The 13971-nt window shown below is 41.5% G+C and carries 11 protein-coding genes; 7 read left to right on the top strand and 4 right to left on the bottom strand.

All coding sequences use genetic code 11. The features are described 5' to 3' along the window. Positions 1-4 precede the first annotated feature (4 nt). The 4 genes from relA to ADA56_RS06115 all read left to right on the top strand — a co-directional run bounded on the left by relA (position 5) and on the right by ADA56_RS06115 (position 5181). A complete protein-coding gene (gene relA, locus ADA56_RS06130) occupies positions 5-2254 on the top strand; it encodes a GTP diphosphokinase (protein WP_049369823.1) in 2250 nt (749 codons plus the stop codon). A gap of 20 nt (positions 2255-2274) precedes the next feature. Next, positions 2275-2631, top strand: a complete 357-nt coding sequence (locus ADA56_RS06125; RefSeq protein WP_049369822.1) for a diacylglycerol kinase — start codon at positions 2275-2277, stop codon at positions 2629-2631. 148 nt (positions 2632-2779) lie between these two features. Next, positions 2780-4036 (top strand): GntP family permease, encoded by a 1257-nt coding sequence (locus tag ADA56_RS06120; RefSeq protein WP_005698132.1) that lies wholly within the window; start codon positions 2780-2782, stop codon positions 4034-4036. 14 nt (positions 4037-4050) lie between these two features. Beyond that, entirely contained in the window at positions 4051-5181 is a 1131-nt protein-coding gene (locus ADA56_RS06115; RefSeq protein WP_049369821.1) for a glycerate kinase, read from the top strand. A 58-nt stretch (positions 5182-5239) separates the two neighbouring features. Here ADA56_RS06115 and xerD read toward each other — a convergent pair whose 3' ends face one another. The 3 genes from xerD to proC are packed head-to-tail and all read right to left on the bottom strand — an operon-like array spanning position 5240 to position 8111. Beyond that, positions 5240-6133, bottom strand: a complete 894-nt coding sequence (xerD, locus tag ADA56_RS06110) for a site-specific tyrosine recombinase XerD (protein ID WP_049369820.1) — start codon at positions 6131-6133, stop codon at positions 5240-5242. A 2-nt stretch (positions 6134-6135) separates the two neighbouring features. Further along, on the bottom strand, positions 6136-7296 hold the full coding sequence (locus tag ADA56_RS06105; protein WP_049369819.1) for a 3-phenylpropionate MFS transporter: 1161 nt from the start codon (positions 7294-7296) through the stop codon (positions 6136-6138). Next, positions 7296-8111, bottom strand: a complete 816-nt coding sequence (proC, locus tag ADA56_RS06100; protein WP_049369818.1) for a pyrroline-5-carboxylate reductase — start codon at positions 8109-8111, stop codon at positions 7296-7298. Before proC ends, ADA56_RS06105 begins: the two co-directional genes overlap by 1 nt. 68 nt (positions 8112-8179) lie before the next feature. Between proC and rdgC the strand changes: the two genes are divergently transcribed. Beyond that, complete coding sequence (gene rdgC / locus ADA56_RS06095; protein WP_049369817.1) at positions 8180-9091, top strand: recombination-associated protein RdgC; 912 nt, start codon at positions 8180-8182, stop codon at positions 9089-9091. A gap of 84 nt (positions 9092-9175) precedes the next feature. On the opposite strand, the gene typA is transcribed toward rdgC, so the two are convergent. Then, positions 9176-11026, bottom strand: a complete 1851-nt coding sequence (gene typA, locus ADA56_RS06090; RefSeq protein ID WP_049369816.1) for a translational GTPase TypA — start codon at positions 11024-11026, stop codon at positions 9176-9178. Between the two features lie 246 nt (positions 11027-11272). On the opposite strand from typA, the gene glnA reads away from it, so the two are divergent. Both glnA and rffG read left to right on the top strand, forming a co-directional pair. Next, complete coding sequence (glnA, locus tag ADA56_RS06085; RefSeq protein WP_049369815.1) at positions 11273-12691, top strand: type I glutamate--ammonia ligase; 1419 nt, start codon at positions 11273-11275, stop codon at positions 12689-12691. 156 nt (positions 12692-12847) lie between these two features. Continuing rightward, positions 12848-13912: a dTDP-glucose 4,6-dehydratase gene (gene rffG / locus ADA56_RS06080; protein WP_049369814.1), complete on the top strand. Its 1065-nt coding sequence runs from the start codon at positions 12848-12850 to the stop codon at positions 13910-13912. Positions 13913-13971 lie beyond the last annotated feature (59 nt).

Genomic DNA, 13971 nt, shown 5'->3' with positions numbered 1-13971 from the left:
TATTATGGTTGCAGTTCGTGGTTCTCACTTATCAAATCCACATGATTTTGAGATCGAACAATGGTGTTCGAGCCTTAAACTTGCTGCCCCCGTAGAAAAGTCTTTGATTGATGCATGGTATTATGCCCAAGCCAAAATAGCTGAACATGCCGATCAAATGGAGAATGCAATCCTCACATTGCAATCTGGTGTGGAAATGGTGGAAATTCTGCATGAAATGAATATGGACAGCGAAAGCTTACTCACCGCTATGCTATTCCCCTTAGTAGCAAATAAAATTGTCGATTGGGAGCAAATTCAGGAACATTTTGGTCCTAAAATCACCAAACTGCTTAAAGGTGTGGAGGAGATGGATAATATCCGTCAGCTCAACGCCAGTCATTCTGCCAATGCTTCTCAAGTAGATAATGTACGCCGTATGCTCCTTGCGATGGTGGACGATTTCCGCTGTGTGATTATCAAACTTGCTGAACGTATTACCTTTCTTCGCGATGCAGAAAATCATTTTTGCGAAGAAGAAAAAGTGTTGGCAGCCAAAGAGTGTTCCAATATTTATGCTCCGTTGGCGAACCGTTTAGGTATCGGTCAATTGAAATGGGAACTTGAAGATTACTGCTTCCGTTATTTGCATCCAGAACAATATCGAAATATCGCCAAATTATTACATGAGCGCCGCTTAGATCGTGAGCAGTATATTACTGATTTTGTGACAGAATTAACCGGTTATTTAAAAGAAAATATTGATCAGGTTGAGGTTTACGGTCGTCCAAAACATATCTATAGCATTTGGCGAAAAATGCAAAAGAAACATTTGGAATTCAGTGGTTTATATGATGTAAGAGCGGTCAGAATTATTGTGCAAAAATTGCAGGATTGTTATACCGCGCTTGGTATCGTACACACTCATTTCAAACATTTACCAAAAGAATTTGATGACTATGTTGCCAATCCAAAACCGAATGGCTATCAATCCATTCATACGGTGGTATTGGGCAAAGGTGGTAAGCCGATTGAAGTGCAAATTCGTACTCAACAAATGCATGATGATGCTGAACTTGGCGTTGCAGCACACTGGAAATACAAAGAAGGGACGACTGGTAGCCTTTCTGCTTACGAAGAAAAAATCACTTGGTTGCGTAAATTACTTGCATGGCAAGATGATATTACAGATTCTGGCGAAGTGATGGCCGAATTGCGTAGCCAAGTCTTTGATGACCGAGTCTATGTGTTTACGCCAAAAGGTGAGGTAGTAGACTTGCCAGCTGGTTCTACACCGCTCGATTTTGCTTATGCGATTCATAGTGAAATTGGACACCGTTGTATTGGGGCGAAAGTCGGGGGACGTATCGTGCCATTCACTTATCACCTGCAAATGGGTGAGCAAGTAGATATCATCACGCAGAAAAATCCTAACCCAAGCCGAGATTGGGTAAATCCAAACTTAGGTTTTACGCATACGTCAAAAGCGCGTGCTAAAATCCAAGCGTGGTTCAAAAAACAAGATCGTGATAAAAACATTCCTGCGGGTAAAGAGCTATTAGATAATGAGCTTGCGCGTTTGAATATCAGTTTAAAACAAGTAGAGCAGCTTGCCTTACCACGTTATAACTTAAGAAACCTAGAAGATTTATATGCAGGCATTGGTAGCGGAGATATTCGCTTAAATCAGTTGATGAATTTCCTGCAAAGCCGATTGATCAAAGTGACGGCTGAAGAAGCAGATCAAGAAATTCTCCGTCATGTGGCGAGCAAAAGTGCAAATACTGCACAGCAAAAGGCGCAGCAGAAAGCCGAGCAACAACAGAATAAAGGCTATGTCATTGTTGAAGGGGTCGGTAATTTAATGCACCACATGGCGCGTTGTTGTCAGCCTATTCCAGGTGATGCGATTGCAGGCTACATTACGATGGGACGAGGTATCTCAATTCATCGTTGCGATTGTGAACAGTTCATTGAATTACAAGCTGCCCATCCGGAACGTGTAGTGGAAGCCCTTTGGGGGGATAACTATGCGGCTGGTTTCCATATTAATATTCGTATCGTGGCCAGTGATCGCAATGGTTTATTACGCGACATTACGACTGTACTGGCGAATGAAAAAGTCAGTGTGCTAGGTGTTTCAAGCCGTGCGGACACCAAAAAACAAGTGGCAACGATGGATATGGAAATTGAACTGAAAAATGTCGAAAGTTTAAGTAAAATACTGGCCAGATTAGCGAAGTTAGACGACGTTATCGAAGCAAAACGTTTATAGATTACAACATAGGAACTTTTATGTATAAAACCACGGGATTAACCCATTTAATTAACTCCACAAAATATTCCTTACAAGGCTTAAAAAGTGCATTTAAAAATGAAACCGCATTTCGCCACGAATGTTTTTTTGCGTGCATTCTAATTCCGCTCGCATTTTGGCTCGGTGACACTAAAATTGAAATTGCCTTGATGATTTCATCGGTTTTACTTGTGATGGCAGTGGAACTGTTAAATAGTGCAGTTGAAGCGGTGGTGGATCGTATCGGTACAGAACGTCACGAGCTTTCAGGAAGAGCCAAAGACCAAGGCTCAGCAGCGGTATTTATTGCACTTTGCATTGTTGCCGTTGTTTGGGGAAGTATTTTATTTTTCTAAAGTGCGGTCAATTTTCAGTAATAATTTCGGCTTATGTGTTTTACATAAGCCGTTTTTGTTGGTGGAAGTCGGACAAGATTTTATTCCTCTACTTTTGCTGATATAAATAAGAAAGATTTTTGCATATTCATATCAACAGGAGGACGCTATGCCTACAGTCTCAGCCTTAGGTGCGCTCATTGCACTCATTGTCGCTATTTTCCTTATTTTGAAAAAAGTCTCACCAGCCTATGGTATGTTAGTCGGGGCTTTAGTCGGGGGATTAGTTGGTGGCGCTGATTTATCTCAAACCGTGAGTCTCATGATCGGTGGCGCTCAAGGTATCACTACCGCAGTCATGCGAATTCTCGCAGCAGGGGTATTGGCGGGAGTACTGATTGAATCAGGTGCGGCTAATACCATTGCTGAAACCATTACCAACAAGTTAGGTGAAACAAGAGCATTATTGGCTTTAGCGTTGGCCACATTAATTTTAACCGCCGTTGGTGTATTTATTGATGTTGCCGTGATTACGGTCTCTCCAATCGCCTTAGCACTTGCTCGTCGTACTGACTTATCAAAACCTGCGATTCTCTTAGCGATGATTGGTGGGGGAAAAGCAGGAAACTTAATGTCACCTAATCCTAATGCGATTGCTGCAGCAGATACATTCCATCTTCCTTTAACGTCAGTGATGATGGCAGGGATTATCCCCGCTATTTTTGGCTTAATATTGACCTATTTCTTAGCAAAACGTTTAAGAAACAAAGGTTCGCGCGTTTCATCCCAAGAGGTTGTCGCAGTAGAAACACAGAATCTACCCTCATTTTTGACCGCACTTGTGGCGCCTTTGGTTGCCATCTTCTTACTGGCACTTCGTCCATTAGCCGATATTAAAGTCGATCCTTTAATCGCCTTACCACTTGGTGGTCTGATTGGCGCATTATGTATGGGCAAGCTTCGCCAAGCCAATAACTATGCGATTAGCGGTTTAGGGAAAATGGCTCCGGTGGCGATTATGCTACTTGGTACGGGGGCTTTAGCCGGTATTATTGCTAATTCCGGTATGAAAGATGTGCTTATTGAAGGCTTAAAACATTCTGGCTTACCTTCTTATATCCTTGCGCCAATTTCAGGCGCACTCATGTCGCTTGCTACGGCATCAACAACTGCAGGTACTGCTGTTGCTTCTAATGTGTTTAGTTCAACGCTATTAGAGTTGGGGGTGAGTAGTCTGGCAGGTGCCGCGATGATTCATGCGGGGGCGACAGTTTTCGATCATATGCCACATGGTTCTTTCTTCCATGCAACTGGTGGTAGCGTAAATATGGACATGAAAGAACGCTTAAAATTGATTCCTTATGAAAGTGCAGTGGGGTTAATTATGACCATTGTGTCCACTTTAATTTTTGGTGTATTTAGTTAGTTTAAGGAGAGAATATGAAAATTGTCATTGCGCCAGATTCATTTAAAGAAAGTTTAACCGCACTTGAAGTGGCTAATGCGATTGAAACTGGTTTTAAACGTATTTTCCCAAACGCTGAATATGTGAAATTACCAATGGCAGATGGGGGAGAGGGAACTGTACAATCTTTGGTAGATGCTACTCAGGGGCGCTTAATTGAGGCAGAAGTCACTGCACCGTTAGGCAACCAAGTAAAAAGTTTTTTCGGTTTATCAGGTGATGGTAAAACGGCGATTATTGAAATGGCTGCAGCATCTGGATTACATCTTGTCCCGATGGATAAACGCAATCCTTGTCAAACCACTAGCTTTGGTACGGGGGAGCTGATTAAGCAAGCCCTAGATCTTGGCGTACAACATATCATTTTAGGAATTGGTGGGAGTGCCACAAATGACGGTGGTGCGGGTATGCTGCAAGCATTAGGCTTACGTTTATTGGATAAAAATGGGCAATCCATTGGCTTTGGCGGTGCGGAATTATCCAATCTTACTGAAATTCAACTGATTGATTTAGATCCTAGATTGCAACACGTACAAATCGAAGTGGCTTGTGATGTGAATAATCCACTTTGTGGTGAACGCGGTGCTTCTGCAATTTTTGGCCCACAAAAAGGTGCGACGCCTGAGATGGTGAAGGAACTTGATGCTGCATTAGCCCATTTCGCCGAAATTGCCGAACGGGATTGTGGTAAAAAAATTCAAGATCAACCAGGGGCGGGGGCGGCCGGTGGTATGGGTGGTGGTTTATTGCTTTTACCTAATGTGCAACTGAAAGCTGGTGTGCAGATCGTGTTAGATAATTTGAAACTCGCTGAGCAAGTTAAAGAGGCTGATTTAGTGATTACTGGTGAAGGCCGTATGGATGCGCAAAGTATCTTAGGTAAGACCCCAATCGGTGTGGCGCGCACGGCGAAACAATTTAATAAGCCTGTCATTGCGATTGTAGGTTGTTTGCGTGAGGATTATGAAGTGGTGTATGAACATGGCATTGATGTGGTGTTCCCAATTATTCGTAATCTGGGCGATTTACTGACAATTCTCAAACAGGGCGAGCAGAATTTAATCTCAACAGCTCAAAATGTGGCGAGATTGTTGTCATTGAAATAAGCTTTTCATACTAAAGTGCGGTCAAAAATAACGATAGATTTGACCGCACTTTTTAATTTTATCCCCTCGGATGAAATCTTTCGTGAAGGTGTTTCAAGCGTTCTTTAGCTACATGAGTGTAGATTTGCGTGGTGGAGAGATCGCTGTGTCCGAGGAGCATTTGCACCACACGGAGATCCGCACCATGATTCACCAAATGTGTCGCAAAGGCATGACGAAGAACGTGTGGCGAGAGCGCATCCGTATCGATTCCCGCTAACACAGCATAATGCTTTATACGATGCCAAAAGGTTTGGCGAGTCATTTGCTGAGCCCGTTGACTTGGAAAGACCACATCAGAACTTTGTCCATTGAGCAAAATAGGGCGACCGTAAAGTACGAATTGTCGCACCCAAAACGCGGCTTCTTCTCCCATTGGTACGATGCGTTCTTTGTTACCTTTACCAATCACACGCACGACACCTTGTTGTAAATTCATATTCTCAATAGTGAGCGTGACCAATTCCGTGACACGTAATCCAGTTGCGTATAGCAATTCCAACATAGCTTTGTCGCGTAACTCGAGCGGAATTTTGACATCAGGCGTATTTAATAAATCCGTGACTTGTTGCTCGGTTAAATATTTAGGCAAGCGGCTTGGCAATTTAGGTGAGCTCAGTACAGCACTCGGGTCATCCGTACGATACTTTTCACGATATAAATATTGGAATAATTTTCGCATTGCACTCAACATTCGAGCAGTACTCGTGGCTTTGTAACCTTGCTCTAAACGGCTGCCTAAAAATTGTTGCAGATCTAAAGGTTCGAGAGTTTCGAGGGATAAATTTTGTTTATCCAGCCAATCACAAAGTGCGGTCAAATCGAGACGATAAGACTGCACGGTGTTTTCCGACAATCCTTTTTCGATCCAATATTCATTCAAGAATAAATCGACTAGCGTGAGATTATTCATGTTTATACTCTATGTACCAAAAAGGCTTTCACGCCACGTGGAGTGATAAATAACCCAATGAAAGCAAAGGCAGCCATTAAACTAAAGGCATAAACTGGCGAAATTGGATAAAGTACGCCAGAAAGCGCAGTGAAAATCGCAATGGCTGCACACCCCGCCAAGGCATTGTATAAGCCTTGTAATTTCGCAATATGGGTTTGTGGTTGAGTGGTGATATAACGCACGGTCGCGTAATGGCCGACGACATAAGTAAGACTGTGAAAACATTGCAATAGGACGATTTCAACAAAGGTATCGGCATAACCGAAAGCGAGCCAACGCACGATAGCCGCAATACCGGTGAGATAGAAAAGGGCTGTAATACTCCAATTTTTGAATAATCGGGTGGAGAAGAAAAAGACGACAATTTCTACTAATACACTGATTCCCCAAAATAAGCCTGCATCGGAAACAGAATGACCGTGGCTTGTCCAGAAGATGGTGCTGTATGAGTAATAAGCCGCGTGCGATCCTTGAATCAGTGCAATAGCAATAAATAAACGAAGTGTCGTTTTATTTTTGAGTAAGCCTAAAAATCCAACAGAATTTTCGACCGCACTTTGTGGCTCATCTTGTGGCATTGGATTAGGATGAAGTAATTGCACAATACTATAGAAAATAAGGATGCCCGTAATCATCCATGTGATGTATTGTTCACCAATTATCCTCGCTAAATACCCAAACACCATCACGCCGACAACAAATGCAAAGGAGCCAATCAAGCGTACTTTGCCGTAATCTAAATGAATTTGTTGTTGCCACGTACTCGCTAGGCTATCACCAATCGGCATCCCCGCAGCATTCACCATGGAATACAAGGCAAGTCCAATAAATAATAACCAGAAATTATGCGACATGAGCCCAATTAACGCCATGGTGACAGCGCTGGCAACAGCTAAGTAACGTAAGCCATTCACTAAAAGGGAAACGCGTTTTATTAAGCCAGAAAATAAAATACTGCCACTGAAACGGAAAATATAACCACAGGCTAGCAATAAACCGATGCTTTCTTCGCTATAAGATTGCGTTTTCAACCATGCAGGGAAAAGCGGAAGAAACACGCCGTAGGCGCAGTAGTAGCCAAAAAAGCTCAAGGCGAGCCAAGTAAAAGGACGAACTTGCATTAGAATAATTTTTCCATTTCTTGTGAGCGTGCCACACAGGCCTGCATCGCTTGTTTAATGATGTCGTTAAATTGGTGTTGATTGAACACATTCAACGCGGCTGCGGTGGTACCGCCTTTTGAGGTGACATTTTCTCGTAAAGTCGAAAGGGCTGTTTGAGGATTTTCAATCACCAGCTTAGCCGAGCCTAACATAGCTTGTTGTACCAACTCTCGCGATTGGTTTTCATCTAATCCCATTTCTATTAAGCCTTGTTGCATGGCTTCTAAAAATTGGAAGAAGTAAGCCGGGCTACTGCCAGACGCAGCGGTGACTGCATGCATTTGCTCTTCATTTGTCACCCAAGTAGTTTTCCCTACGGCTGAAAGTAAATTCTCCGCAAAAGTGCGGTCAATTTCAGGTGTGTTTTTATCAGCAAATAAGCCAGCCATACCTTCACCCACTAATGCAGGTGTGTTTGGCATGACGCGAACAATGGATTTTGCTGTTGGAAGGAGTTCAGCTAATCGGGCAGTAGAAATACCCGCCGCAATAGAAATGATTAATTTATCAGAAAAATCAACCGCACTTAATGGCTTGCAAACATCAGCGAGGACTTGCGGTTTAACCGCAAATAAGACTACTTGAGATTGTGTGATGGATTGATCGTTATCCGTAGAAACCGCGACGCCATATTGAGCAAAAAAGGCACGTTTCTCTTCATTAGGATCATTAACAATAATTTTGTCGGCTGGATAACCTTGTTTTAATAGGCCTAACACAATCGCTTGTGCCATATTGCCACCGCCGATGAAGGCAATTAATTTCTGTTGCATCATTTTTTCCCGTGAGTTTATGGGCTACAATGTCGCGTATTTTACCCTATTATGAAGGAAGTGTTACGATGTGGTTTAAAAATTTAATGTCATATAGGCTGACGAAGCCCTTAGATTGGGATCTTAATGAATTACAACGCCAGTTGTCAGATTGTGAATTTCATCCTTGTGGTTCACAAGATCAAAGTAAATTTGGCTGGACGAATCCGTTGAAAGGCAGCGAATTATTGCATTTTTCTGTCGGTAAACACATTTTATTGGTTGCGAAAAAAGAAGAGAAAATGTTGCCAGCGAATGTGGTGAAACGTGAATTAGATGAACGCATTGAAAGTCTTGAGCAAAAAGAAAACCGTAAATTGAAGAAAACGGAAAAACAAACGTTAAAAGATGATATGGTGATGAATTTATTGCCACGCGCATTCACTAAAAATCAGCAAACTTCTGTATGGATTGATACGGAGAACAACCTTGTGCATGTCGATGCGGCATCCAGTAAACGTGCAGAAGATGCGTTGGCGTTATTGCGTAAATCACTTGGTTCGTTACCCGTTGTGCCGTTGGCTTTTGCGAATGAACCTTCGACCATTTTAACGGATTGGATTGTGCAGGAAAAAATCCCGCATTGGTTGGTGGCGTTAGAAGAGGCTGAATTGCGTGGAAGCCAAGAAGACAGCGTGATTCGCTGTAAGAAACAGCCTTTAGAAAATGAAGAGATTCTGGCGCTTTTACAAGATGGCAAAAAAGTGGTGAGCAAGCTCGCATTAGAATGGGAAGATACGCTGACGTTTGTATTTAATGAAGATTGCACGCTCAAACGTTTAAAATTTGCTGATGCGGTGCGTGAGAAAAATGCGGATATTTTAAAAGAAGATTATGCACAACGCTTTGATGCTGATTTTGTATTAATGACAGGCATTTTATCCAAGTTAACCGAAAACTTGCTTGATGAATTCGGTGGCGAGAAAGTCAGATTAGGCTAGTTTTAATCATGAAATAAAAAAGGCGAACATGATGTTCGCCTTTTGTTTGTTTAAAAGTGCGGTCAAATTTCCGCACTTTTTTAATTAGTGTGTGCTCGTACTGGTTGTCGTACGGTTTGCACGTTTACGATCGTTTTCCGTTAAGAGTTTTTTACGGATACGGATCGACTCTGGTGTCACTTCCACTAACTCGTCATCATCGATAAACTCGATAGCTTGTTCAAGTGTAAATTTTACCGGTGTGGTTAATACGATGGCATCATCTTTACCCGATGCACGCATATTGGTGAGTTTTTTACCTTGCAAACAGTTTACCGTTAAGTCGTTTGTGCGGCTGTGAATACCGATGATTTGACCTTCGTAAACCTCTACGTTAGCTTCGATCATTAATTTACCACGCTCTTGTAAACCAAATAGCGCATAAGCTAATGCTTTACCTGTCGCGTTAGAAATTAACACACCATTTTTACGTTGGCCAATTTCACCTGGTTTGATGTCATCGTAGTGATCGAAACTAGAGTAAAGTAAACCAGTACCTGACGTCATGGTCATGAATTCACCACGGAAACCGATTAAGCCACGGCTAGGGATGATGTATTCTAAACGTACACGACCTTTGCCATCTGGCATCATGTCACGAACTTCACCTTTACGGATACCTAATGCTTCCATAACAGAACCTTGGTGCTGTTCTTCCACATCGATAGTTACTTGCTCATAAGGCTCTTGTTTTTTACCGTTGATTTCGCGATAGATTACTTTAGGGCGAGAAACCGCAAGCTCATAACCTTCACGACGCATATTTTCAATTAATACAGAAAGGTGTAATTCACCACGACCAGAAACACGGAATTCATCTGGGTTTGGTGTTTCTTCTACGCGTAATGCCACGTTGTGAACTAACTCTTTGTTTAAACGCTCAAGAATTTGACGAGAAGTCACATATTTACCTTCTTGACCCGCAAACGGAGAGGTGTTTACACAGAAGAACATGGTTACGGTTGGTTCATCAACGGTTAATGAAGGTAAGGCTTCAACCGCATTGATATCACAAAGGGTGTCAGAAATATTTAATTCACCTAAACCGGTAATTGCAATGATGTCACCTGCATAAGCGATATCTTCTTCATAACGTTGTAAACCAAGGTGACCTAATACTTGACCTACACGGCCTTGACGAGTTTTACCTTCGCCATCAATGATCGTCACAGGTTGATTTGGTTTGATAGCACCACGTTTGATACGACCGATACCGATAACACCCACATAGCTGTTATAGTCTAATTGTGAGATTTGCATTTGGAATGGGGCATCAAGTTCCACTTTTGGCGGTTCGACGTGTTGAACGATCGCTTCAAATAATGGGGTCATGTCTTCCGCTAATTCTTCGTGTTCAAGACCCGCAACACCATTTAATGCAGATGCATAGATAATTGGGAAGTCTAATTGCTCGTCTGTTGCACCAAGGTTAACGAATAAATCGAATACTTGATCCACCACCCAATCAGGGCGTGCGCCTGGACGGTCAACTTTGTTGATAACTACAATTGGTTTTAAACCATGAGCAAAGGCTTTTTGTGTCACGAAACGCGTTTGTGGCATTGGGCCGTCAAAAGCATCTACCACTAAAAGTACAGAATCCACCATAGAAAGTACACGTTCTACTTCACCACCGAAGTCGGCGTGTCCTGGGGTATCTACGATGTTAATGCGATAACCATTCCAGTTAATTGCAGTATTTTTTGCCAGAATGGTAATACCACGTTCTTTTTCAAGATCGTTTGAGTCCATTACGCGTTCATCAACATCACCACGAGTTGATTCAAATGTACCAGATTGTTGAAGGAGTTTGTCAACGAGGGTGGTTTTACCATGGTCAACGTGAGCGATAATTGCGATATTGCGCAATTTATTAATATCAATGTCGTTTTTCATTTATTACGTTCTTAATGTTTAAGTTTTGTAGGGTGGAATTTTTATGCCACCGAATAGTCCAAGTAGTTTGAATTAGTGAGTAAACCCACTCTACGAGAATCTCGAAAGGGCAAAAATTATACACGATATTTCGTTACTCTGCTATGCTGGTGTTTAAAATAAATCCCATGAAAAAAGTAAGCGGTTGCGTTATAATGCTCTTTTAATTTTAAAAGATTACACACATAGCAAAATAGAGGACTCCTTATGCCAAATGCAAATGCAATTGCCAACGTATTCAAACTGATCGAAGAGAACGATATTAAGTTCGTGCTACTTCGTTTCACCGACATTAAAGGTAAAGAACACGGTGTTTCCATCCCCGTTAGCCTTGTCGATGAAGATATGTTTGAAGATGGCAAAATGTTCGATGGCTCTTCTGTTGAAGGTTGGAAAACCATTAACAAAGCCGATATGCTTTTAATGCCAATCGCTGAGACTGCAGTAGTCGATCCATTTGCGCAGATCCCAACCCTCTCTATTCGTTGTAGTATTTATGAACCAACAACCATGCAAAGCTATGATCGTGACCCGCGTTCAATTGCCATTCGTGCCGAAAACTATATGCGTTCAATCGGTATTGCGGATCAAGCATTCTTTGGTCCTGAACCAGAGTTCTTCTTATTTGATGATGTACGTTTTGATGTATCAATGAACCGTGCTTCTTTTGTCGTTGATGACATTGAAGCGGCTTGGAACACCAACAAAAAATACGAAGGTGGTAACAACGCCTATCGTCCATTGAAAAAAGGCGGTTACTGTGCGGTTGCTCCAATTGATACAGCACACGATATTCGTTCTGAAATGTGTTTGATTTTAGAAGAAATGGGCTTAGTCGTAGAAGCTCACCACCATGAAGTGGCGACTGCAGGTCAAAATGAAATTGCAACGAAATTCAATAGCTTAACCTTGAAAGCGGATGAAACTCAAATCTATAAATATGTGGTGCAAAACGTTGCATTAGAACATGGTAAAACCGCTTGCTTTATGCCAAAACCAATCACAGGTGATAATGGTTCGGGTATGCACTGTAATATGTCATTAAGCAAAGACGGTAAAAATATTTTCCAAGGTGATAAATATGCAGGTCTTTCTGAAACCGCACTTTATTACATTGGTGGTATCATTAAGCACGCTAAAGCATTAAATGCATTCACTAACCCAAGTACTAACTCATACAAACGTTTAGTGCCAGGTTTTGAAGCGCCAGTATTGTTGGCTTACTCTGCAAGCAACCGTTCTGCTTCAATCCGTATCCCGGCAGTAACTAACCCGAAAGCGATCCGTATTGAAGCGCGTTTCCCAGATCCATTGGCAAACCCATACCTGGCATTCGCTGCATTATTGATGGCTGGCCTTGATGGCGTAGTAAACAAAATCCACCCAGGCGATGCAATGGATAAAAATCTTTACGATCTTCCACCAGAAGAATTAAAAGATATTCCAGCGGTAGCAAGCTCACTAGAAGAAGCATTGAATTCATTAGAAAAAGACTATGAATTCTTAACGCAAGGTGGCGTATTTGCTAAAGACTTTATCGAAGCATTTATTAGTGTTAAACGTAAAGACGTGGAACGTTTAAATATGACACCACATCCTGTTGAGTTTGAGATGTATTATGCTTAGTAACAAACAGCGGAATTCTAGTGTTTAACAGGGAAAGTGCGGTCAAAAATGACCGCACTTTTTTCATAAGTATTGTATTCTTTAATTGTGAAATAGTATTATTTCAAATAGAATACAGGGTAATGTTTTATTTGTTAAATAACCAAGAGGATGAAAATGAGCAAAACAATTTTGGTTACTGGTGGTGCTGGTTTTATTGGCTCTGCAGTTGTTCGCCACATTATTGAAAACACGCAAGATAACGTGGTAAATGTTGATAAATTAACTTATGCAGGTAATTTAGAATCTTTAGAATCCGTAGAAAATAATCCACGCTATGCATTTGAACAAGTGGATATTTGTGATGCAAAAGCATTGGCACGTGTATTTGAACATCATCAACCTGATGCCGTAATGCATTTAGCAGCAGAAAGTCATGTTGACCGTTCTATTGATGGACCAGCAGCTTTTATCGAAACAAATATAGTAGGTACTTACACGCTATTAGAAGCAGCCCGTGCTTATTGGAATTCTTTAAATGATGAAAAAAAAGCAGCGTTCCGTTTTCACCACATTTCAACAGATGAGGTATATGGTGATTTAGAAGGAACAGATGACTTGTTTACTGAAACTACACCTTATGCACCTAGCAGTCCTTATTCAGCATCTAAAGCTTCAAGTGATCACTTAGTGCGTGCATGGTTACGTACTTATGGTTTACCAACGATTGTGACTAACTGCTCAAATAACTATGGTCCATTCCACTTTCCCGAAAAACTTATTCCACTAATGATTTTAAATGCACTAGATGGAAAGCCATTACCAGTTTATGGGAATGGTCAACAAATTCGAGACTGGTTATTTGTAGAAGATCATGCTCGTGCATTATATAAAGTAGTAACTGAAGGAGAAGTAGGAGAAACATACAACATTGGTGGGCATAACGAGAAAGCAAACATTGATGTAGTACGTACTATTTGTCGTTTATTAGAAGAACTAGTGCCAAACAAACCAAAAGGTGTAGCAAAATATGAAGATCTTATTACCTATGTAAAAGATCGCCCTGGTCACGACGTACGCTATGCGATTGATGCAGCCAAAATTGGCCGAGAATTAGGTTGGAAGCCACAAGAAACTTTTGAATCAGGTATCCGCAAAACGGTAGAATGGTATTTAAATAACAAAAAATGGTGGAGCCGTGTATTAGATGGCTCGTATAACCGTGAGCGTTTAGGTAACTAATTATTAACAAGCGGTGAAGTTTTTCTAATAATTTGCAAAAATTTAAGAAAATCTATCCG

The organism is Parahaemophilus parainfluenzae (assembly GCF_001055095.1).
GTDB lineage: Bacteria > Pseudomonadota > Gammaproteobacteria > Enterobacterales > Pasteurellaceae > Haemophilus_D > Haemophilus_D parainfluenzae_Z.
This window is presented reverse-complemented; position numbering and strand designations above follow the sequence as displayed.

Excerpts from the sequence above, each read along its gene's own strand:
- ADA56_RS06105 (WP_049369819.1), bottom strand. The coding sequence starts at position 7,296 with ATGCAAGTTCGTCCTTTTACTTGGCTCGCCTTGAGCTTTTTTGGCTAC.
- ADA56_RS06125 (WP_049369822.1), top strand. The coding sequence starts at position 2,275 with ATGTATAAAACCACGGGATTAACCCATTTAATTAACTCCACAAAATAT.
- proC (WP_049369818.1), bottom strand. The coding sequence starts at position 8,111 with ATGCAACAGAAATTAATTGCCTTCATCGGCGGTGGCAATATGGCACAA.
- xerD (WP_049369820.1), bottom strand. The coding sequence starts at position 6,133 with ATGAATAATCTCACGCTAGTCGATTTATTCTTGAATGAATATTGGATC.
- ADA56_RS06115 (WP_049369821.1), top strand. The coding sequence starts at position 4,051 with ATGAAAATTGTCATTGCGCCAGATTCATTTAAAGAAAGTTTAACCGCA.
- rdgC (WP_049369817.1), top strand. The coding sequence starts at position 8,180 with ATGTGGTTTAAAAATTTAATGTCATATAGGCTGACGAAGCCCTTAGAT.
- relA (WP_049369823.1), top strand. The coding sequence starts at position 5 with ATGGTTGCAGTTCGTGGTTCTCACTTATCAAATCCACATGATTTTGAG.
- rffG (WP_049369814.1), top strand. The coding sequence starts at position 12,848 with ATGAGCAAAACAATTTTGGTTACTGGTGGTGCTGGTTTTATTGGCTCT.
- typA (WP_049369816.1), bottom strand. The coding sequence starts at position 11,026 with ATGAAAAACGACATTGATATTAATAAATTGCGCAATATCGCAATTATC.
- glnA (WP_049369815.1), top strand. The coding sequence starts at position 11,273 with ATGCCAAATGCAAATGCAATTGCCAACGTATTCAAACTGATCGAAGAG.
- ADA56_RS06120 (WP_005698132.1), top strand. The coding sequence starts at position 2,780 with ATGCCTACAGTCTCAGCCTTAGGTGCGCTCATTGCACTCATTGTCGCT.